This window comes from Muribacter muris (assembly GCF_001038205.1).
Lineage (GTDB): Bacteria > Pseudomonadota > Gammaproteobacteria > Enterobacterales > Pasteurellaceae > Muribacter > Muribacter muris.
Genome location: NZ_JWIZ01000019.1, coordinates 1 through 20,288, shown reverse-complemented (window position 1 = coordinate 20,288; position 20,288 = coordinate 1). Strand labels below are relative to the sequence as shown.

At 46.0% G+C, this 20,288-nt stretch carries 16 protein-coding genes and 1 tRNA gene; 11 read left to right on the top strand and 6 right to left on the bottom strand.

Features of this window, described 5'->3' with window-relative positions; all coding sequences use genetic code 11:
- Positions 1-5: 5 nt before the first annotated feature.
- The 4 genes from RO21_RS03585 to fabI all read right to left on the bottom strand — a co-directional run bounded on the left by RO21_RS03585 (position 6) and on the right by fabI (position 3,889).
- Positions 6-82: transfer RNA gene (locus RO21_RS03585), tRNA-Val, on the bottom strand.
- 80 nt (positions 83-162) lie between these two features.
- The gene (gene apaH / locus RO21_RS03580) at positions 163-984 is read right to left on the bottom strand and encodes a bis(5'-nucleosyl)-tetraphosphatase (symmetrical) ApaH (protein ID WP_047976431.1); all 822 of its coding nucleotides are present in this window, start codon (positions 982-984) and stop codon (positions 163-165) included.
- Positions 985-1,029: 45 nt separating this feature from the next.
- Entirely contained in the window at positions 1,030-3,009 is a 1,980-nt protein-coding gene (locus RO21_RS03575) for an exoribonuclease II (RefSeq protein WP_047976430.1), read from the bottom strand.
- 91 nt (positions 3,010-3,100) lie between these two features.
- Positions 3,101-3,889, bottom strand: a complete 789-nt coding sequence (gene fabI / locus RO21_RS03570) for an enoyl-ACP reductase FabI (protein ID WP_047976429.1) — start codon at positions 3,887-3,889, stop codon at positions 3,101-3,103.
- Positions 3,890-4,106: 217 nt separating this feature from the next.
- Here fabI and rlmE point away from each other — a divergent pair, with 217 nt between their 5' ends.
- From rlmE to tsaB, 9 genes are all read left to right on the top strand, one after another.
- Positions 4,107-4,733, top strand: a complete 627-nt coding sequence (rlmE, locus tag RO21_RS03565; RefSeq protein WP_047976428.1) for a 23S rRNA (uridine(2552)-2'-O)-methyltransferase RlmE — start codon at positions 4,107-4,109, stop codon at positions 4,731-4,733.
- 76 nt (positions 4,734-4,809) lie between these two features.
- Positions 4,810-6,726 carry an ATP-dependent zinc metalloprotease FtsH gene (gene ftsH / locus RO21_RS03560; RefSeq protein WP_047976433.1) on the top strand — a complete coding sequence of 639 codons (1,917 nt, stop codon included), beginning with the start codon at positions 4,810-4,812 and terminating at the stop codon, positions 6,724-6,726.
- Positions 6,727-6,877: 151 nt separating this feature from the next.
- A complete protein-coding gene (locus tag RO21_RS03555; protein ID WP_047976427.1) occupies positions 6,878-8,092 on the top strand; it encodes an aromatic amino acid transport family protein in 1,215 nt (404 codons plus the stop codon).
- 182 nt (positions 8,093-8,274) lie between these two features.
- A complete protein-coding gene (locus RO21_RS03550) occupies positions 8,275-9,492 on the top strand; it encodes an aromatic amino acid transport family protein (protein WP_047976426.1) in 1,218 nt (405 codons plus the stop codon).
- A gap of 132 nt (positions 9,493-9,624) precedes the next feature.
- Entirely contained in the window at positions 9,625-10,107 is a 483-nt protein-coding gene (gene lrp, locus RO21_RS03545) for a leucine-responsive transcriptional regulator Lrp (RefSeq protein WP_047976425.1), read from the top strand.
- Positions 10,108-10,116: 9 nt separating this feature from the next.
- Entirely contained in the window at positions 10,117-12,831 is a 2,715-nt protein-coding gene (locus RO21_RS03540; RefSeq protein WP_047976424.1) for a DNA translocase FtsK, read from the top strand.
- Positions 12,832-12,890: 59 nt separating this feature from the next.
- Positions 12,891-13,733 (top strand): KPN_02809 family neutral zinc metallopeptidase, encoded by an 843-nt coding sequence (ypfJ, locus tag RO21_RS03535; RefSeq protein ID WP_047976423.1) that lies wholly within the window; start codon positions 12,891-12,893, stop codon positions 13,731-13,733.
- Positions 13,734-13,832: 99 nt separating this feature from the next.
- Positions 13,833-14,900: a 3-deoxy-7-phosphoheptulonate synthase AroG gene (gene aroG / locus RO21_RS03530; protein WP_047976422.1), complete on the top strand. Its 1,068-nt coding sequence runs from the start codon at positions 13,833-13,835 to the stop codon at positions 14,898-14,900.
- 98 nt (positions 14,901-14,998) lie between these two features.
- Positions 14,999-15,688: a tRNA (adenosine(37)-N6)-threonylcarbamoyltransferase complex dimerization subunit type 1 TsaB gene (gene tsaB / locus RO21_RS03525; RefSeq protein ID WP_047976421.1), complete on the top strand. Its 690-nt coding sequence runs from the start codon at positions 14,999-15,001 to the stop codon at positions 15,686-15,688.
- A gap of 69 nt (positions 15,689-15,757) precedes the next feature.
- Here the strand turns inward: tsaB and purF are convergent, their stop codons facing one another.
- Positions 15,758-17,272: an amidophosphoribosyltransferase gene (gene purF / locus RO21_RS03520; protein ID WP_047976420.1), complete on the bottom strand. Its 1,515-nt coding sequence runs from the start codon at positions 17,270-17,272 to the stop codon at positions 15,758-15,760.
- 9 nt (positions 17,273-17,281) lie between these two features.
- A complete protein-coding gene (locus RO21_RS03515) occupies positions 17,282-17,785 on the bottom strand; it encodes a CvpA family protein (protein WP_047976419.1) in 504 nt (167 codons plus the stop codon).
- 628 nt (positions 17,786-18,413) lie between these two features.
- Here RO21_RS03515 and RO21_RS12085 point away from each other — a divergent pair.
- Positions 18,414-19,295: an OmpA family protein gene (locus RO21_RS12085; RefSeq protein WP_053067701.1), complete on the top strand. Its 882-nt coding sequence runs from the start codon at positions 18,414-18,416 to the stop codon at positions 19,293-19,295.
- Positions 19,296-19,322: 27 nt separating this feature from the next.
- Positions 19,323-20,288 (top strand): GA-like domain-containing protein (locus RO21_RS03505; RefSeq protein WP_047976418.1); only part of this gene is annotated, 966 nt, incomplete at its 3' end.

The window sequence follows — 20,288 nt, the reverse complement described above, 5'->3', positions numbered from 1 at the left end:
TGAAGTGGTGCGACCGGCTGGACTCGAACCAGTGACCCCCACCATGTCAAGGTGGTGCTCTAACCAACTGAGCTACGGTCGCATAGTGCCTGAAAACGTGGGCTATTTTATCAGAAAGATGGGGGAATGCAAGTACCTTTTATTCAAGTGATTGTTTTTAAATCATTTTGGTGAATAAATGCGTGGTTGGGTGAAAATGTGTTTATCTTCCCACCGCAATAGGGTGAGGTGATTGCCCCACACGCAGCCGGTATCCAGTGCGTAGATATTGGCAGGTGTCGGGTAGCCGATAAGACTTGCCCAATGTCCGAAGAAAATAGTCTGTTCTTGGTAGAGCGGATTAGGCAGCTCAAACCAAGGTTTTAGTGCTTCGGGGGCTTGTTCTACGGGGAGTTTACAGTCGAAGTCTAATCGGTTGTCGGCGTAGCAAAAACGCATTCGGGTGAAGACGTTAATAATGTAACGTATCCGATCGATGCCTTGTAAATCGGACGACCATCGAGTCGGCTCATTACAATACATTTGGGCGAGCAGTTGGGCAAAATGGTCGCTTTGCAAGACGCTTTCCACCTCTCTTGCACAGGCTAGGGTGGTGGCAAGATCCCACTGCGGACTAATACCGGCGTGCGCCATAATAAATCGATGTTTTGGATGTTGAGCAACAAGCGGTCGGTTTCTCAGCCAAGTTTGCAATTCGAGCCGATCTTCAGCATTAAATATCGCTTCCACATTATCTTTTGCTTTGACAGGCTTGATGCCTTGCAAGGTGGCAAGTAAATGCAGATCGTGATTACCGAGCACGACCGTTGCCCGCTCGCCGAGTTGTTTTACAAAACGTAGACATTCCAAAGACTGTTCGCCACGGGCGACTAAATCGCCCGTCAGCCAGAGTTCGTCTTGGTTAGGATCAAAATCTGCCTGTTTTAAAACACGTTGAAATTCGTCAAAACAGCCGTGTAGATCGCCGATAATGTAAGTTGCCATTTTGTATCCTTGCAAAGTTGGGGAGAGAAGTTACCGCTTGTGCCGTTAAATCACCAATTCGCCCACGATAGAGCGGGTCTCAATCCGTACTTCTTTGAGTTTTACATTAACCGTTTGCCCGATTTGGTAGGCTTTTTCGCCTTTAATGTAAAGGGCAAGCGCTTCGGGGTTGAACTGGATTTCCTCTTTATTCGGGTGAAGCGTTGAGAATGGCACGAACAGTGAAGCACCGTTTTTCAGCACTTTCACACGCAATCCGCCACGGGAAACATCGTGAATTTCCCCTTCAAATACCGTGTTTTGCTCGACCATTGGGGCGAGGTAGCGGGCGTAGAGCCAGTCGGCGATATCCCGTTCAACCAAGCGGTTTTGCTTGCGGGCTTCTTGCAGGCGGGTGAGGATATCCTCATTCACCGGCGTTGGTAATTGTCCGAGTAGCACCTGTTTGATGAGGCGGTGATTAACCATATCGCCGTATTTGCGGATTGGCGATGTCCAAGTGGCGTAGTGGGCGATGCCTAATCCCAAATGTGGTGCGCAGTGCGATTTAAATTCGGCAAATGTCAGATAGCGGCGGAGGCGCATTTCTAAGAAATTTTCCGGAAAATCCTCAATATCTCGGCGCATTTCGCAGTAGCCTGCTAATGTGCTTAACCGCTCGACTGAGTAGCGTGCGGCTAGTTCGGCTTGGTTCTGCTCATTGGCGAGGGTGTCGAGCAGGAATTTTCTTGCCGGTTCGAGATTTTTTTGATCGAAGCCGGAATGGGTATTGAATACGCCGGTGTGAGCGTGCTGATCTAAAAATTGTGCCGCACACATATTGGCGATAATCATTGATTCTTCGATCATTTGGTTAGCGATACGGCGGTATTCCACCTGAATATCTTTCACCGATCCGTCTTCGTTCAGCTCGAAAGTGTAGTCGCCCTGTTCTTTGAAGAGCAAGGCATTTTGACGTCGCCATTCAATGCGCGCTAAGGTGAATTGATGTAGCCATTCGATCTGTTGCTGTGTTTCAGGCTGATCCGGTGTCCAATGCTGCTCGGTTTTTTCAATAAAATCAGACACATCGTTGTAAGCTAATTTGGCTTTGGATTCAATCCACGCTGAAACGAAACTCGTGTCGCCCGTAACGTTACCGGCAAGATCCGTTTCAATATAGGAGACCAATGCCGGACGTTTTTTGTTCGGTACAAGCGAGCAAAGTTCGTCTGACAGCTCACGAGGTAACATCGGAATGTTAAAGCCCGGCAGATAGTTGGTAAAGCAGCGTTGGCGGGCAGCTTTTTCAATCTCGGAATTGAGCGGAATATAGGCGGTCGGATCGGCAATCGCGACCACTAAACGCCAGCCGCTTTGTCCTTCTCCCGCCATTATCGGCTCAATATAAAGGGCATCGTCCATATCCTGCGTGCTTGGCGAGTCGATGGTGGTGAAGTAGAGCGAGGTTAAATCTTCTCGTGGTAATTCATCGTGTAGTTGATAGTTTGGTTCGCTTTTAACCGGCTCTCGTGGCTGCTCGTGGCGTGCTAAAGTTACCCACCACGGCGCAAAATTATCCGTGCCGGAGCAGATAAATTGGGTAACTTGCGCAAAGAAAAAGCGGTCATCACGCAATGGGTGCGTTTTTAATTGTGCCACCACCCAGTCGTTTTCCGTCAGTTTTTGCGTGATTTTTTTGTGCGTATTGGCGGGAATAAATGACTTAATGCTGGGGTGATCGACCGCTAATTGCAATTTGCTGTCTTTGTTGAATTTGACTTGGGCGATAAAGCGGTTCAACATCGGCTCAAGCAATGAGTCAATCTCCACTTGTTCTTTGTCGCCGTCCCGTTTAACGACAGCTCGCACCTTGTCGCCGTGCATAATTTTTTTCATTTCCGGTGGCGGAATGAAATAGGTGTTCTTTTCACATTCTAAAAAGCCGTAGCTTTTATCGGAGGCTTTGACCGTGCCTTCCACATATTCTTTACTGGCTTCAATCTGTTGTTTGAGTTGGGCTAAAAGCGGGTTATTTTGAAACATAGGTTTAAATTAAAAGTAGAAAAATGAGAAACAAGCGGTGAAATTTGGCAAAAAATTGACAACAATCGACCGCTTGTCTGTGTATTTTAAATTATTCTGCGCCTAAATCGCCCATTGCGACAATGCTGAAACCGGCGTCAACGTGTACGACTTCACCGGTGATCCCGCCGGCTAAATCGGAACACAAGAAAGCGGCGGAGTTACCCACATCTTCAATCGTAACGGTGCGGCGTAGCGGTGCTGTTTTTTCAAAGGTCGCCAACATTTTTTTGAAATCTTTAATGCCGGAGGCTGCAAGAGTGCGGATTGGGCCGGCTGAAATAGCGTTTACCCGAATGCCTTCTTTGCCTAAATCCGCTGCTATTACACGAGTGCTGGCTTCAAGGGAGGCTTTTGCCAAACACATTACGTTGTAGTTTGGAATTGCCCGTTCTGCGCCAAGGTATGAAAGAGTGAGCAATGCCGAGTTTGGATTGAGCATTGGGCGGGCAGCTTGCGCCATTGCCACAAAGCTGTAAGCACTGATGTCGTGGGCGATGCGAAAGCCCTCACGGGTTGCGGCATTGACATAATCACCGTCTAGTTGATCTGCCGGGGCAAAGCCGATGGAATGCACGAAACCGTCAAATTTTTCCCAATGTTTGCCAAGGGCGGAAAAGCATTCCGTGATGCTCTCGTCTGTGGCAACATCCATTGGTAAGACAATTTCCGAACCAAATTCTTTGGCAAATTCTTCAACACGCCCTTTTAATTTATCGTTTAAATAGGTAAATGCCAGTTCTGCCCCTTCACGCTTCATTGCGCTGGCAATGCCGTAAGCGATCGAGCGGTTGCTTGCCAAACCGGTAATTAAAATACGTTTTCCAGCTAAAAAGCCCATAAAAAGTTCCTCTTTTTCGTTCATTAGTAGTGGCTCTATGAGCCGAAACGACCGAATTATAGCGAATTTTTGATTTTTCGGGAAATACAAGCGGTCGGATCAGCCGTATTTTTTGCAAATTTCTCGGCAAGTTTAGCTGGAAAATCACATATTTCCCTTGAAATTAGGGATTTCAGCCTTATTATATCTGCCCTAAAATGAGGTGTTAATAGACAAAATGGGTAGAAAACGCAGTGCAAGTTCCTCTCGTTGGCTTGCGGAACATTTTAAAGATCAATTTGTACAGAAGGCGCATAAGCAAAAATTGCGCTCTCGTGCTTATTTTAAATTGGACGAAATTCAGCAGACTGATCGTCTATTTAAGGTGGGAATGACAGTGGTCGATTTAGGGGCAGCACCAGGCGGCTGGTCGCAATATGTGGTAACCCAAATCGGCAGCAAAGGGCGGGTGATTGCCTGTGATATTTTAGATATGAACCCGATTGTCGGGGTTGATTTTTTACAAGGCGATTTTCGTGAAGAGAGCGTATTAAATGCGCTATTAGAGCGGGTCGGTGAAGCAAAAGTAGAGGTGGTGATGTCTGATATGGCTCCGAATTTTAGCGGAATGCCGTCAGTCGATATTCCAAGGGCTATGTATTTGGTTGAGTTAGCCTTGGATATGTGCCGCCAAGTGTTAGCACCAAAAGGCAGCTTTGTGGTCAAAGTGTTCCAAGGCGAAGGGTTTGACGACTATCTGCGTGAAATACGCGCGTTATTCAGTACCGTGAAGGTGCGTAAACCGGAGGCCTCACGGGATCGCTCTCGAGAAGTGTATATTGTGGCGACAGGCTATAAAGGATAGCCTAGTCAGCGTGGCGAATTTGTGGTAATTTGAACGGAATTTTTTAGTAAAAATAAGAGGTAAAGCCTTGAACGATATGTTTAAAAATATTTTGCTTTGGGCAGTGATTGGCATCACGTTGATGACTGCATTTCAAGGCTTTAACACGGGATTTAACAGCTCGGAAAATACGGCGTATTCCACGTTTTTAAGTGATATTAAAAATGATCGGCTTAAAACGGTGGATTTTAAACGCAGTGATGATGTGATTGCGGTAACACGGACAGACGGCACAAAATACCAAACCGTGATGCCGATATATGATCGCTCTTTAATGGATGATCTCGCCAACACCAATGCGGTGATTACCGGCGAACCGGCAGAAAGTCGCAGTTTTCTCTCACAAATTTTAATTTCTTGGTTTCCGCTTATTGTGCTGATCGGTTTTTGGGTATTTTGGACACGCCAAATGCAAGGGGGCGGCGGTCGAGCAATGAGCTTTGGCAAAAGCAAGGCGAAAATGTTGGCACCGGATCAAATTAAGACCACCTTTGCCGATGTCGCAGGTTGTGACGAAGCTAAAGAGGAAGTGGCGGAAGTGGTGGACTTCTTGCGTGATCCGAGCAAATTCCAGAAATTAGGCGGACGTATCCCTAAAGGCATCTTAATGGTCGGCCCGCCGGGAACGGGTAAAACCTTACTGGCAAAAGCGATCGCCGGTGAAGCAAAAGTGCCGTTCTTTACAATGGCAGGCTCGGATTTTGTCGAAATGTTTGTCGGGGTCGGGGCGTCTCGTGTGCGGGATCTCTTTGAACAAGCCAAGAAAAACGCACCTTGTATTATCTTTATTGACGAAATTGATGCGGTCGGGCGCAAACGTGGCGGTGCCGGTTTTAGCGGCGGGCACGATGAGCGCGAACAAACCCTCAATCAAATGCTTGTGGAAATGGACGGCTTTGAAGGCTCGGAAGGCGTGATTGTGATTGCGGCAACCAACCGCTCCGATGTGCTGGATAACGCCTTAACCCGTCCGGGACGTTTCGACCGTCAAGTGATGGTTGGCTTGCCGGACGTTAAAGGACGTGAGCAGATTTTGCAAGTACATATGAAGAAAGTCCCGCTTGCACCGGATGTCGATCCGATGATTATCGCCCGTGGTACACCGGGGTATTCGGGCGCAGAGTTAGCCAATTTAGTGAATGAAGCGGCATTGTTTTCCGCGCGAGCGAATCAACGTGTCGTAACGATGAACGATTTTGAAAAAGCGAAAGACAAAATCAATATGGGGCCGGAACGCCGCTCAATGATTATGACCGAAGAGCAAAAAATTTCGACCGCTTATCACGAGGCAGGACACGCCATTGTCGGTTACTTAATGCCGGAGCACGACCCGGTGCATAAAGTTACCATTATTCCGCGCGGGCGGGCGTTAGGGGTAACTTTCTTTCTGCCGGAAGGGGATAAAATCAGTATCAGCCAAAAACAACTGGAAGGCAAACTTGCCAGTACCTACGGCGGTCGCTTGGCGGAAGAGTTAATTTACGGCAAGGAAAATATCTCAACCGGTGCATCAAGCGATATTCAAGTGGCATCTAATATTGCCCGCCGTATGGTTACAGAATGGGGTTTCTCCGAGCATCTCGGGCCGATTTTATACAAAGAGGAAGAGGGCTTCGGTGCGCCGAAAGTGGTGTCGGAAGCAACGGCGAAGCTGATTGATGAGGAAGTGCGTAAAATTATTGATCGCAACTATGAACGAGCCAGACAAGTATTAGTGGACAATATGGATATTCTGCACGCAATGAAAGACGCGTTGATGAAATATGAAACCATTGATATGCTGCAAATTAAAAACTTAATGGAACGTAAACCAGTTGGAGAGCCGGCAAGTTGGCAGGATCATAACGATAATCCGCCACCGTCTTCAGCGGATAGAACGCCGGAAAAGACGGTCGAAGAAAGCCCTTCACCGTTGGAAGATTCCGTAGCTGATAGCCAAGCAGATCTTAAATAGTCATCTATTAAGCCAAAGAACCGAGCAAGCGCTCGGTTTTTTTCTATTTCTTGCAAAATGCTGTATTTATAAAATTACATTGTAAAAATAACTATACATATCGTTTTATTGTTTGCTAGAATACCGCTGATTTTTTGGTTTAGAGGTGCTTATGAAGAATAAAACGTTAGGCAGTGCTTTGATTGTTGCCGGTACAACAATTGGCGGGGGAATGTTGGCGATGCCGCTCACTTCCGCAGGGATTGGGTTTGGTTTGACCATTGTGTTGTTGATCGCCCTTTGGTTATTATTATGTTTTAGTGCGTTATTATTTGTCGAACTGTATCAAAATGCTGACAGTGATGCCGGTATCGGGACTTTAGCGGAGAAATATTACGGCACGTTCGGGCGGGTGATTTCTACCGCCGTTCTGATTATTTTCTTATATGCTCTAGTTTCCGCCTATGTGTCCGGCGGTAGTTCGATTATTGCCGCTTTCCTGCCGACCATTGTAGATGCGGAAACGACTTCCCGCGTTGCCGGATTGCTGTTTACCCTCGTGTTTGGCGCATTTATTATTATCGGTACGAGCAGTGTTGATGTGGTAAACCGCCTGTTGTTTACCACTAAAATCTTGGCGTTTCTGCTCGTGCTTTGCTTATTGTTACCGAAAGTGTCGTTTGAGAACTTATTGGAAATCCCGATTGATAACGCATTGATCATTTCCGCCAGCCCGATTTTTTTCACCTCTTTCGGCTTTCACGGCTCAATTCCGAGTTTGAACAAATATTTGGACGGTAACGTAAAAGCATTGCGAATCTCCATTCTTATCGGTACCTCAATTCCGCTGGTTGCCTATATTCTATGGCAGTTGGCTACTCACGGCGTACTAAGCCAAGGGGAATTTTTAGCCATTTTAGATAAAGATCCGACCCTAAACGGCTTAGCCACCGCCGTGAGTGCAGCAACCGACAGTGCGATTATCGGCGGTACGGTGCGCATTTTCTCGGCATTGGCATTGATTACCTCATTCTTAGGCGTGGCATTAGGCTTGTTTGAAGCCCTTGAAGATCTGCTTAAACGGGTGAACATCAACGCAGGTCGGGCTTCATTAGGTCTTTTAACCTTTTTACCGCCCCTTGCTTTTGCACTTTTCTATCCGCAGGGGTTTGTTGCCGCCTTAGGCTATGCAGGGCAAATGTTTGCTTTCTATGCGATCGTCTTACCAATTGCAATGGTGTGGAAAATGCGCCAACAATTCCCTGATTTAGCCTATCGGGTAAAAGGCGGCTCGACAGCTTTAATCATCGCATTAGTGATCGGTGTCTTTATCGTGATCGTCCCATTCTTAACTGAAGCAGGTTTATTACCAAAAGTGGTCGGCTAAACACCGCTATTGTTCAAATCGCTTAGTACAAGCGGTCGGTTTTTGCAAAAAACTGCAATGAACCGACCGCTTTTTTGTCAGCATAAACTGACATAAATGTAATAATTTTATTACAGTGAAAATTTTTCGTTACATTTTGTTTTGGCTTTGCTAAAATGCTGCCGATTTTAATCGGAGGACGTATGAAAAATAAAATCTTGGGCAGTGCCTTGATGATTGCCGGAACGACAATTGGTGCTGGTATGCTGGCAATGCCGCTCACCTCAGCCGGAATGGGCTTTGGAATGACGTTGGTGCTTTTGGTCGGTTTATGGCTATTGCTGACTTATACAGGCTTGCTGTTTATGGAAGTATATCAAACCGCTCGGCAGCAAGATGTGGGCGTGGCATCACTTGCGGAGCAGTATTTCGGCATTGTCGGGCGGGTGTTGGCAACCTTTAGCTTATTGGTGTTGCTCTATGCGTTATTGTCTGCCTATATTACGGGGGGCGGTTCGCTACTGTCCGGCTTATTACCGCAGATTATTGACGAACAAACCACCCTCAAAGTCGGTATTTTATTGTTTACCCTGATTTTAGGGACGTTTGTCGTGGTCGGGATTAAAAGTGTTGATGGTTTAACCCGCCTGCTGTTTATCGGCAAAATTGTCGCTTTTGTATTTGTGTTGTTGATGATGCTTCCAAAAGCGAAATTGGAGAATTTAACCGCCGTACCTCTTGATAATTTATTGGTGATCTCCGCCGTGCCGATTTTCTTCACCTCTTACGGTTTCCACGTCATTATGGGCAGTATTAACAGCTATCTAGAGGCCGATATTAAGAAAATTCGTTTAGCGATTTTAGTCGGCACGCTCATTCCGTTGGTCGCTTATGTCTTGTGGCAGTTAGCTACCCACGGTGTGCTGACACAATCGGAATTTGTGGCACTGTTAAGCCAAGATCCAACCTTGAACGGCTTGGTGAAAGCGACCTCGCATATTACCGGCAGCACGATTTTAGGTGAAATGGTGCGTATCTTTTCTGCATTGGCATTGATTACCTCGTTTTTAGGGGTTGCGATGGGCATTTTTGAAGGCGTGGGCGATTTGCTGAAACGCTTTGAGCTGCCGAACACCCGTGGCGTGCTGACACCGCTGACCTTTATCCCGCCCCTTGCATTTGCAATGTTCTATCCGGACGGCTTCATTTATGCGCTCGGCTGGGCAGGGTTATTGTTTGCGTTCTATGGTTTAATTTTGCCGATTGGCTTAGCGTGGAAAGCCCGCCAATTACACCCGAATTTGCCTTATCGTGTTGCCGGCGGTAATGCCGCACTTATTGTGGCGTTTGTGATGGGCGTCATCATTATGGTTATTCCTTTCTTAATGCAAAACGGCATTTTGCCGCAGGTTGCGGGCTAAATTAGCGGTTCTTTCTCAAATCCAATCGTGCAAGCGGTTGGATTTTTGTCTTTTTTTGCAAATAGTTTTAGACCTTGTAAATTTATCTCGGTAGAATAGCCCGTTAGAGAAATTTGCTAAAAAGGTCGTAAAATGGAACATAAAAAACTGCCGAAAGCCCTTGATGCCATTGATTTAAAAATTCTGAACGAATTACAACGCAACGGCAAAATGTCCAATATTGAATTATCGAAACGGGTCGGGCTTTCCCCGACCCCCTGTCTTGAACGGGTCAAACGCCTTGAAAAGCAAAATGTGATTATGGGCTATAAAGCGTTGCTCAACCCCGAATTACTGGAAGCGCCGTTATTAGTGATTGTCGAAATTACGCTGGTGCGGGGTAAGCCGGATGTGTTTGAAGAATTTAACCGTGAAGTGCAGCAGTTAGATGAAATTCAAGAGTGCCATTTGGTGTCCGGCGATTTTGATTACCTGCTCAAAACGCGAGTGGCAGATATGGCGGCATACCGAAAATTACTCGGCACAACCTTGCTGCGTTTACCGGGCGTAAACGATACCCGCACTTATGTGGTAATGGAAGAGGTCAAACAAACCAACTATTTATTATTAAAGTAAGGAAGTGAAGTGATCGCACATTTAAAAGGGAAGCAAAATGTCATTAAATTTGCCCTCTTGCTAACGGGCTTAGCGGGGCTCTATTTAATTGTTGCTTGGGCGAGTTACAGCCCGCTGGATAACGGCTGGTCGGTGGCGAGCAGTGCAACGCAGGACGTACTGAATAAAAGCGGCAGTTTGGGGGCGTGGCTGATTGATTTGCTCCAGTCAATGTTCGGCAAAGTGGCGTTTATCTTTCCCTTTGCCTTAACGTTCACCGCGGGTTATCTTCTGATAATGGGGGACGCCGAACAACTGACGTGGCAAGCAATGAGCCTGTGGTTTGTCAGCCTCTTATTGTTGATGTGCGGCTTGGCAGGCTTGGCAAATGTGTTGCTTGCCAACTCTGCCTATTATTTATCCGGCGGGGTTGTGGGGGGCGTGTTAGCCGATCTCGTTGGCGATTGGCTCGGTCAGTTTGGGATCTTGCTTATCGCAATGGTGCTGACTTCGGTCGGTTTCTATTTTTGCTCCGGTCAATTATTATGGGGGTTATTCAATCGTTTTTATCATTGGCTGACGGAAGTAAAAGATCAAACAAAGACTGAGCCTGCACCGCCGGAAGCCACGTTGCAAAAAAATGACGATCACACACCGCTTGTCATACCAAATGTTGATACCGATATTGCCCCACCGACAGCGGAAACAGGCTTAACCGATGTGTCGAACTTTATCACTCGTCCGAAGATTATCGGCTTAAAAACGGCGGAAAAACCTGCCGAGCCGACAGCAGTAATGCACCGTGAAATACCTCAAAATCTGACCGATGTGTCAAGGTTTCAGTTGGAAAATCCGCAGCCGTTACCGAAAGTCAGCGTGTCAGATGTCGAACCTCTGCCTGTTCACACTTCGCCAATCGCTGTTGAGACCGAGGATACTATCGAACCGTTATCCGAACCGACAATGCCACAGGTACGGCTAAATCCGAGCAGTGTGGCGGTATCGCCAACAGTGAATGAAGAAGGACAAAGCGAACTAAATAGAGCGAGTATGGAAACGGCATTAGATGAACCGTTGTCGCCGCCGAGTGTGAGTATGCCTCACGAAAAAGCCGAGCCGCAGCCCTCTTTTTTGCAAACTTTGGGGCGAAACGCACCACCTGAGCCGGTGGAAACGCTTGCTGAAACCGAAGCAAAACCGAAAGCGAGTTACCCGAAAGGCTATGGCAGCAGTTTAATTCACCCGTTGTTGGAACGACAGAAAACGGTGGAGAAGCCGACTACCCCGTTACCGACGTTGGATTTACTCAATCCTAGTCCGGCTGCTCCGCAACAAATTACCGAGCAGGAAATTCGTGAAACTTCGGCGAGAATTGAGCAGGAGCTGGCAAATTTCGGTATTAAAGCCACCGTGGAAGATGTGTTAGTCGGGCCGGTGGTAACCCGTTATGAAATTCAGCCGGCGGCGGGGGTGAAAGCGGCAAAAATTGCTGCCCTTGGCAGTGATTTAGCCCGCTCGTTGATTTTTAAAGCGATTCGGATTACCGAAGCCGTGCCGGGCAAGCCTTATATTGGCATTGAAGCGCCAAATCGACAGCGTGAAACTGTCTGGTTGCGTGATGTGTTGGAGAGCGAAGCGTTTCGCTGTTCCGAAGCGATTTTACCAATGGCATTGGGCAAAGATATTAGCGGTAATCCGATCGTGGTCGATATGGCGAAAATGCCGCATTTGCTGGTGGCAGGGCAAACGGGCGGCGGTAAATCCGTTGGGGTGAATACGATGATCCTGAGCCTGTTGTTCAAGCTCACGCCGGATCAAGTCCGTTTTATAATGATCGATCCGAAAGTGGTCGAACTGTCGGTGTATAACGATATTCCGCATCTGCTCACCCCTGTGGTAACGGATATGAAAAAAGCCGAAAATGCGCTACGCTGGGCGGTTGAGGAGATGGAACGCCGCTATTTGTTGTTGAGTAGCGTTAATGTGCGGAATATCGAGGGCTATAACAGCTTGATTAAAAAGGCGAACGAAGAAATGGGCATTCCGATTCCAAATCCGCTTTGGCGACCGGGCGATACAATGGATCAAATGCCGCCGCCGTTGGAAAAAATGAGCTATATTGTGTTGGTGGTCGATGAATTTGCCGATTTAATGATGTCTGCCGGTAAACAGGTTGAAGATTATATTATGCGTATTGCCCAGAAAGCGCGGGCGGTCGGCATTCACTTAATTTTAGCCACGCAGCGTCCGTCCACTGATGTGATTACGGGGGTGATCAAAGCCAATATTCCAAGTCGAATTGCCTTTACGGTGGCGAGCCAAATTGATTCCCGCACTATTTTAGATAAGGGCGGGGCGGAGTCGCTGTTGGGACGGGGCGATATGCTATATGCGCCGAACGGTAGTCCGGAATTAGTGCGTGTCCACGGGGCGTTTATGACCGATGATGAGGTCAATCGCATTGCGGATAACTGGCGGGCAAGGGGCAAACCGGCGTATATTGAGAATATCACCGCCTCAAATGATAACGATAATGGTGATGAGCGGGATAGCGGCGATCTCGATCCGCTGTTTGATGAGATCGTGCAATTTGTGATAGACACGGAAATTACCTCCATCAGCGGTATTCAACGCCGCTTTAAACTAGGTTTTAACCGTGCCGGCAGAATTGTTGATCAGCTAGAAGCCGAGGGGATCTTGTCTGCACAGGATAGCCGTGGTAAACGGGAAATTCTCGCCCGCTGACCCTACAAGCGGTCGGTTCGGGCTGAAAATTGACAAAACAATGAGAGAAGGAAACCAATATGCGTTTAGAAAATGAAAGAGAAAGTCGCAATGTGGAAGATCGCCGAGGTCAATCGGGCGGTCGCCGACTGGTTGGTGGGCGTAAAGGTGGAATTTTAGGCTTTATTATCTTATTGGTCGGGGCGTATTATGGGGTGGATCTGTCCGGTATAGTCAATTTTGGCGAAGGGCAGTACGAGCAACAGCCACACATTGCCAGTGCCGAAGAGCAAGAGTTGAATACGCTTTCCCGCAAAGTGCTTTATACGACCGAGCGAATTTGGGGTGACTATTTCAAGCAAAACGGAATGACCTACCAAGCACCGACCTTAGTGTTATACCGTGGAGCAACGGGAACGGCGTGTGGCACGGGGCAGTCGGTAATGGGGCCGTTCTACTGCCCTGCCGATGAGAAAATTTATCTCGATCTTGCCTTTTATGATGATATGAAACACAAATTGCGTGCGGCAGGGGATTTTGCATTTGCCTATGTGATTGCCCACGAAGTCGGGCATCATATCCAAAATAAATTGGGCATCACCCAGCAAACACAGCGGGCGCAACGCAATGCTACCAGCCAAAAAGCCGCTAATCAAATTTCGGTGAATGTCGAATTACAGGCAGATTGTTTTGCGGGAGTATGGGGCTACCAAATTCAGCGTGAAGGTAAACTCGAGGCGGGCGATGTGGAAGAAGCCTTTTTAGCTGCCGAAGCGGTCGGCGATGACCGTTTGCAGCAACAAAGTCAAGGCAGAGTCATTCCGGACAGTTTCACCCACGGTTCATCGGCACAGCGTTTGGCGTGGTTTAGAAAGGGGCTACAATCGGGCAATCCGAGTGTGTGTAACACCTTTAATCATTGATTGATAATGCCCGCCAATTCTTCTACTTTAATTAGCGGGGCGTTGTATTTTAACAATCCCCATTACCCACGGATATTTTTATAATAATGAGGAAGCAAAATGTACAGAAATGACGATATTCGGATTAACAGCATCGAAGAATTATTACCGCCAGTGGCATTGATTGAAAGTTGTCCGGCAAGTACGGTCGCTGCGGATACGGTAGAGAAAACCCGTACTGCCGTCCACAATATTATTCACGGTAAAGATGATCGCTTATTGGTGGTGATCGGACCTTGTTCCATTCACGATCCCAAAGCGGCGATTGAATATGCGCAAAGAATTAAAGCGTTACGTGCTAATCCGGATATTGCCCGAAATCTTGAAATTGTAATGCGGGTCTATTTTGAAAAGCCTCGCACCACAGTCGGCTGGAAAGGCTTGATTAACGACCCGTATCTGAATGAAACTTTTGCGTTAAATGACGGTTTACGCATTGCCCGTAAGGTGTTATCGGATATTAACGATCTGACCGTACCGGCTGCCGGTGAGTTTTTGGATATGATTACACCGCAATATGTGGCGGATTTTATGAGCTGGGGAGCAATCGGCGCAAGAACGACTGAATCGCAAGTGCATCGTGAATTAGCCTCCGGCTTATCCTGTGCGGTAGGCTTTAAAAACGGTACAAACGGCGGTGTGAAAATCGCCTTAGATGCGATTTCTTCGGCGGAATCACCGCACCATTTCCTGTCTGTTACCAAGTTTGGTCATTCAGCGATTGTCTCCACTGTCGGCAATCCTGACTGCCATATTATTTTACGGGGAGGAGATAACGGCACGAATTATGATGCGCAATCTGTGGCGAAAGTGTGTGCCGATATTGAGAAAGCCGGTCGCCGCCCACACGTGATGGTTGATTTCAGCCACGCTAACAGCCAAAAACAGTTCAAACGTCAAATGGAAGTGTGTGCGGACGTGTGCGCCCAAATTGCCGGTGGTTCGCACTTTATTTCCGGTGTAATGATCGAGAGCCATTTGGTTGAAGGACGGCAGGATCTGGTCGCAGGTGAACCATTGGTGTACGGGCAAAGTATCACCGATGCGTGTATCGGTTGGGAAGATAGCGAAAAGGCGCTATTCCAACTGGCAGAAGCCGTTGAGCAACGCCGTCAAAAAAGCCGCTGATTTGCAAAAAACAGTGAGAAACAAACCGCTTGCAGTTGATGAGCAGGGACGCATTAGCGTCCCTTATAGATATAAAAATATGATCGGATAAGCAAAATATGACAACCATTCTTGCGTTAGATACCGCAACAGAAGCCTGCTCGGTGGCATTATTGCATCAGGGACAGCACACTTTTATGGATGAACTTAGCCCTCGTAGCCATACGCAACGCATCTTGCCGATGGTCGATGAATTACTGACACAAGCCGGCATAGATCTTCGTCAAGTCGATTACTTAGCCTTTGGACGTGGGCCGGGCAGTTTTACCGGTGTGCGTGTCGGCGTAGGGATTGCACAAGGCTTAGCAATGGGCGCGGATTTGCCGGTGGTGGCGTTATCCAACTTACATATAATGGCGGAACAGGCTTATCAAACACTCGGTGCTACGGAGGTGGTTGCTTTAATTGATGCCCGAATGAACGAAGTCTATTTTACCCAATTAACCAAAACGGCAGACGGTTGGCAGGACATTATACCGGAGCAGGTCTGCGCGCCTGAAAAAGCGATCGCACAGATCCGACAGGAACGTAATCCAACTGTTGTCGGCACAGGCTGGGCGGCATACCCTGCGTTTGCCTCTGCGGATTTAGGGGTGATAGTCAGCGATATTACTTTGCCTTCGGCACGTTATATGCTACCGCTTGCATTGGCGCAGGCAACACAAGGTCGGACGCAATCCGCCCTTGAGATTGAACCGGTTTATTTACGCAATGAAGTAACTTGGAAAAAATTGCCGCATAAGCAATAAAGAAATCGGCAAGAACTGCCGATTTTGTAAAATATCACCTAAAACGCACCGCTTGCACGGTGCGTTTTGCTATCTTTCGTTGTGGATTTCCAAATTGGTTGCTTGAGCAGCGAGTTTGGCTTTTGCCTTATCGTTGCGGGCGTTGGCGACGGCATCAAGATAGGCACAATCGACATCACCGGTAATGTATTCGCCGGTAAAGACAGAAGCATCGAAATTGTGGATTGCCGGATTTTCAATTTGCACTGATTTAAACAAGTCCGCTAAATCTTGGAAAACCAATTTATCTACGCCGATCATTTCTGCTACTTGTTCAGCAGTGCGGTCGTAAGCCACTAATTCTTGGCAGGTCGGCATATCGATACCGTACACATTCGGGTAGCGGATTTCCGGTGCAGCAGAGGCAAAATAGACTTTTTTCGCACCGGCTGCCCGTGCCATTTCCACGATTTGCTCGGAGGTTGTGCCACGTACGATGGAATCATCAACCAATAACACGTTTTTGCCGGTAAACTCGGTCGCAATGGCGTTTAGTTTACGGCGTACCGAACTTTTACGCTGGGCTTGTCCCGGCATAATAAAGGTACGAGCCACATAGCGATTTTTGACAAAACCCTGTCGATACGGCTTGTTCAGTACATTGGCAATTTGCAAGGCAATATCCGTTGAAGTTTCCGGAATCGGAATAACCACGTCAATATCGGCAAGCTCCGTTTGCCACTCCCGTGCGATTTTCTCACCGAGTAAACGCCCCATATGGACACGGGACGCATAGACGGAAACGCCGTCAATTACCGAGTCCGGACGGGCAAAATAGACGTATTCAAAAATACACGGGTTGAGCTTCGGATTATCCGCACAAATGGCAGAGTGGAATTGCCCGTCAAAGCTGATGTAGATTGCCTCGCCCGGTTGTACATCACGCACATAATCAAAGCCGACGACATCAAGTGCCACGCTTTCGGAGGCAAACATATATTCCGTTTTGCCGTTGATTTCACGTTTACCCAGTACAAGCGGTCGGATACCGAACGGATCACGAAATGCCACCATACCGTAGCCGATAATCATAGCCAAACAAGCATAAGCGCCTTTGATGACGTTATTGGTTTGGCGGACGGTATCGAAAATATCTTGAGGGGTAAGCGCATTCGGGTATTGATCGAGGTAATGAGCGAAGATATTGAGTAAGGATTCGGAATCGGAATTGGTATTCACGTGGCGTTTGGCAAGGGTGAATAGCATCTGTTTGAGTTCGGCATTGTTGGTTAAATTACCGTTATGCACGAGGGTTAAGCCGTAAGGCGAGTTTACATAGAAAGGCTGCGCTTCCGATACGCTGGAACTGCCCGCCGTTGGGTAGCGGACGTGCCCGATACCGACATTGCCCTGTAAGCGCAACATATGCTCTTGTCGAAACACATCGCTGACTAACCCGTTGGCTTTACGCAGCCGGAAGCGGTTTTCGTCATCAATGGTTACAATGCCTGCTGCATCTTGCCCACGATGTTGTAAAAGGGTTAAACCATCATAAATTGCCTGATTAACAGGCGTATTGCCAATAATGCCGACAATGCCGCACATAATTACCTCTTAATTGGTCGATTTGAGAAAACTGGAGTTTGCTTGAAGCTGTTCAAAAAACCATTTCACAATGAAGTCGAAATGGGGAATCAGTTGCGATTCTTTCCACAATTCACTTTGGCTGAATTGGGTAAAGGTATCAATAAAAAATAAAATTGCCGCCACAATGAAAATGCCACGTAAAACACCGAATGCAGCACCGAGTACCCGATCGGTACCGGTTAAGCCGGTTTTATCTACTAATTGGGATAATAGTGCGTTGGCAATGCCGACAATCATTAGTGTGATAACAAATAAAATAGCAGCGGCAATGCCGTTGCGAAGGTATTCCGAGTTTTGTAGATAAACAGAGTTAATTTGCAATAAATAGCCGCTTAAATACGGATAAAATTTGCTGGCGATAAAGAAAGCAACGACCCAGCCGACAAGAGATAGCACCTCGCTGACAAAGCCCCGCCAAAGGCTGACTAATAATGAAAAAACAATAATTCCGATAATGATGGCATCAACCATAAGCACCTCAAAAATGGATTAGTCGAGATAAATGACTATTCTACAAAAAAAGAAAACGTTTGCGTAGTCTAAATTTGTTAGGTATCAAAATTCTATTCAATGACAAGCGGTTGGTTTGGGGAAATATTTTGTTATTAACGTAGAGTTTCTATGCCAAGTTAATTATTATACACATACAGTGTATTGTAATGTTCTTCAAGAATTGAGTTTTTTTTGTATTTTTAATGATAAAATTGTTCTAGATAAAGTCTAAACGTACAATACACTTAGATTTATTTTTGATTCGTATCTAGTTAGGCATTTTTGTTAAAATATATTAGTCTAGACTTAGAGTAGTAACGCAATGGACTGCATTTTCAAAAATAGGGTAATTTTTGTTTGATGAAAATGTAACAAAAGTGATACAATAGATTTACTATTAGTTATACGTTGGTTTTTTATTAGAAGAATAGGTTTATCAAAATTAATTTAATTGGATTTAGTCTCTTATACGGAAGTAGTGCTACATCAGGAGTATATATACTTCTGATCTAGCCCTATTTTATTGTTAGTATTTAGTATATAGGGCTATTCTAGGTTAGTTAATAACTAACGTGAAAATGCCATACAAAGTTATTGGAGAATTTATATGAAAAAAACATTACTGTGTGCGAGTTTAGCTTTAGCTCTCAGTGCTTGTTCAACATCAAGGGTTGGAAATCAACCGCTTGAAGCTTGGGAAAACTTTAAAACTTCAACTATAAGTATGAAGAATCTTGGTGATGAACATGCTTTAGTTGTGTTTTATCGTCAAGATGATATTCAAGGTCCTGCTGTGAATGTATTTGTAAATGGTGCTTATCAAGCATCGCTTTTACCAAATGCGCTAAGCCCGGTAGCAGTTTGTGCAGACAAAAATCTGTTGTCATCATCATTTAGTTCAGCATCTACATTTGGTAATAGAAAGGATGGTGTTCAGCATACTTTTCCATCTAAAGAAGTTACTTATATAAAGCTAGTTCAAGAGTCTAATGGTAAATTAAGCTTTGTAAAAGTAAATAGCCAAGATGCACAGAATGCTATCTCTCATTTACCACAGGTAAATCAGACCCTATCTCGTGTTATAGCGCCTCGCCATTGTCTTTCGGTTCTAGCTAATGAATCTTTAGATGCAAGTGCTCTATTTGCGTTTAATAAATCTAGTTACCAAGATATTTTGCCTGCAGGTAAAAAGAGTATTGCAGAGTTTGCAAACCGCATTCCTACACTAGGTTCTGTAACTAAAATTACGGTAGCAGGTCATACTGATCCATCAGGTTCAGAGCATTATAATCAAGTTTTATCACAAAAACGTGCTGAAACGGTTAAAATGGCATTGATTAATGCTGGAGTTAATGCTCAAATTGATGCATTGGGGTATGGCAAGAGTCAGCCAATTGTAACTCATTGTGAAGCTTTAAAAGGTAAAGCAAAGCAAGAGTGTAACCAACCTAATCGTAGAGTAGAAATTACTGTATACGGTAATAAGTAAGTTATCAATTCAAAGGAGTAACATCCCATGTCAGCAACTTTAAAAGTATTAAGTGCAAAAAAAGTCGTAGCCAGTCACCAAATTAATCAGGGTGATCTGTTGGTTATTGATGCAAGAGATAAGTCAAATTATCAATTGATAAATAACCAAACCGGTTTAGGTCCGGAAAATATTATCGTTAAGCGTGAAGGAAAAGATTTAAAAATCTTTTTAGAAGATGGCGATATGAATCCGGATGTCCTTATTAAAGGATATTATGGTGATGAAAATACAGAAAATGTAAGTAATTTATTAATTGGTCAGCATGAAAATGGTAATGTCTATCCATATGTTCCTGAATCAGGAATAAAAAGCGATGCAGTGAGCGTCTTAGCTGATCAAACTCTTGCACCTCAAGCATTGGGCGGGGATGAATTATCCAGTGCATTTTGGGCATTTAATCCTTGGTGGTTGTTAGCATTAATACCTCTAGGAGCAGGAATTGCTATCGCAGCAAGTAGTGGTAGTAGCAAAGGTAAAACTACTCCTGTTGATGCTAAATCAGTAGCGGAATCCAAAGTAGTAGAAGCTGAAAAAGCGCAAAAAGCAGCGGAAGACGCATTAGCGAAAGCGAAAGAAGACGGTGCGATCAACCCGGCAGAAAAAGCAGAGCTTGAAAAACTGGCGAAAGATGCGGCAGATAAGAAAGCGGCAGCGGACGAAGCAGTGAAAGCATTACCGGCAGGTACAGAAGGTAAAGACGGTTTACAAGATCGTGTAGATGCGTTGAAACCAATCACCGTACCGGACGTAAACGATGCGAACAGCGACGGTAAACCGGATAATCCGGCACTAGCAGATGCAACAGCGAAAGTTGAAGAAGCTGAAAAAGCACAAAAAGCAGCGGAAGATGCATTAGCGAAAGCGAAAGAAGACGGTGCGATCAACCCGGCAGAAAAAGCAGAGCTTGAAAAACTGGCGAAAGATGCGGCAGATAAGAAAGCGGCAGCGGAG

Coding starts and splice junctions, on each gene's coding strand:
- apaH (WP_047976431.1), bottom strand. CDS start 984: ATGGCAACTTACATTATCGGCGATCTACACGGCTGTTTTGACGAATTT.
- RO21_RS03575 (WP_047976430.1), bottom strand. CDS start 3,009: ATGTTTCAAAATAACCCGCTTTTAGCCCAACTCAAACAACAGATTGAA.
- fabI (WP_047976429.1), bottom strand. CDS start 3,889: ATGGGCTTTTTAGCTGGAAAACGTATTTTAATTACCGGTTTGGCAAGC.
- rlmE (WP_047976428.1), top strand. CDS start 4,107: ATGGGTAGAAAACGCAGTGCAAGTTCCTCTCGTTGGCTTGCGGAACAT.
- ftsH (WP_047976433.1), top strand. CDS start 4,810: ATGTTTAAAAATATTTTGCTTTGGGCAGTGATTGGCATCACGTTGATG.
- RO21_RS03555 (WP_047976427.1), top strand. CDS start 6,878: ATGAAGAATAAAACGTTAGGCAGTGCTTTGATTGTTGCCGGTACAACA.
- RO21_RS03550 (WP_047976426.1), top strand. CDS start 8,275: ATGAAAAATAAAATCTTGGGCAGTGCCTTGATGATTGCCGGAACGACA.
- lrp (WP_047976425.1), top strand. CDS start 9,625: ATGGAACATAAAAAACTGCCGAAAGCCCTTGATGCCATTGATTTAAAA.
- ypfJ (WP_047976423.1), top strand. CDS start 12,891: ATGCGTTTAGAAAATGAAAGAGAAAGTCGCAATGTGGAAGATCGCCGA.
- aroG (WP_047976422.1), top strand. CDS start 13,833: ATGTACAGAAATGACGATATTCGGATTAACAGCATCGAAGAATTATTA.
- tsaB (WP_047976421.1), top strand. CDS start 14,999: ATGACAACCATTCTTGCGTTAGATACCGCAACAGAAGCCTGCTCGGTG.
- purF (WP_047976420.1), bottom strand. CDS start 17,272: ATGTGCGGCATTGTCGGCATTATTGGCAATACGCCTGTTAATCAGGCA.
- RO21_RS03515 (WP_047976419.1), bottom strand. CDS start 17,785: ATGGTTGATGCCATCATTATCGGAATTATTGTTTTTTCATTATTAGTC.
- RO21_RS12085 (WP_053067701.1), top strand. CDS start 18,414: ATGAAAAAAACATTACTGTGTGCGAGTTTAGCTTTAGCTCTCAGTGCT.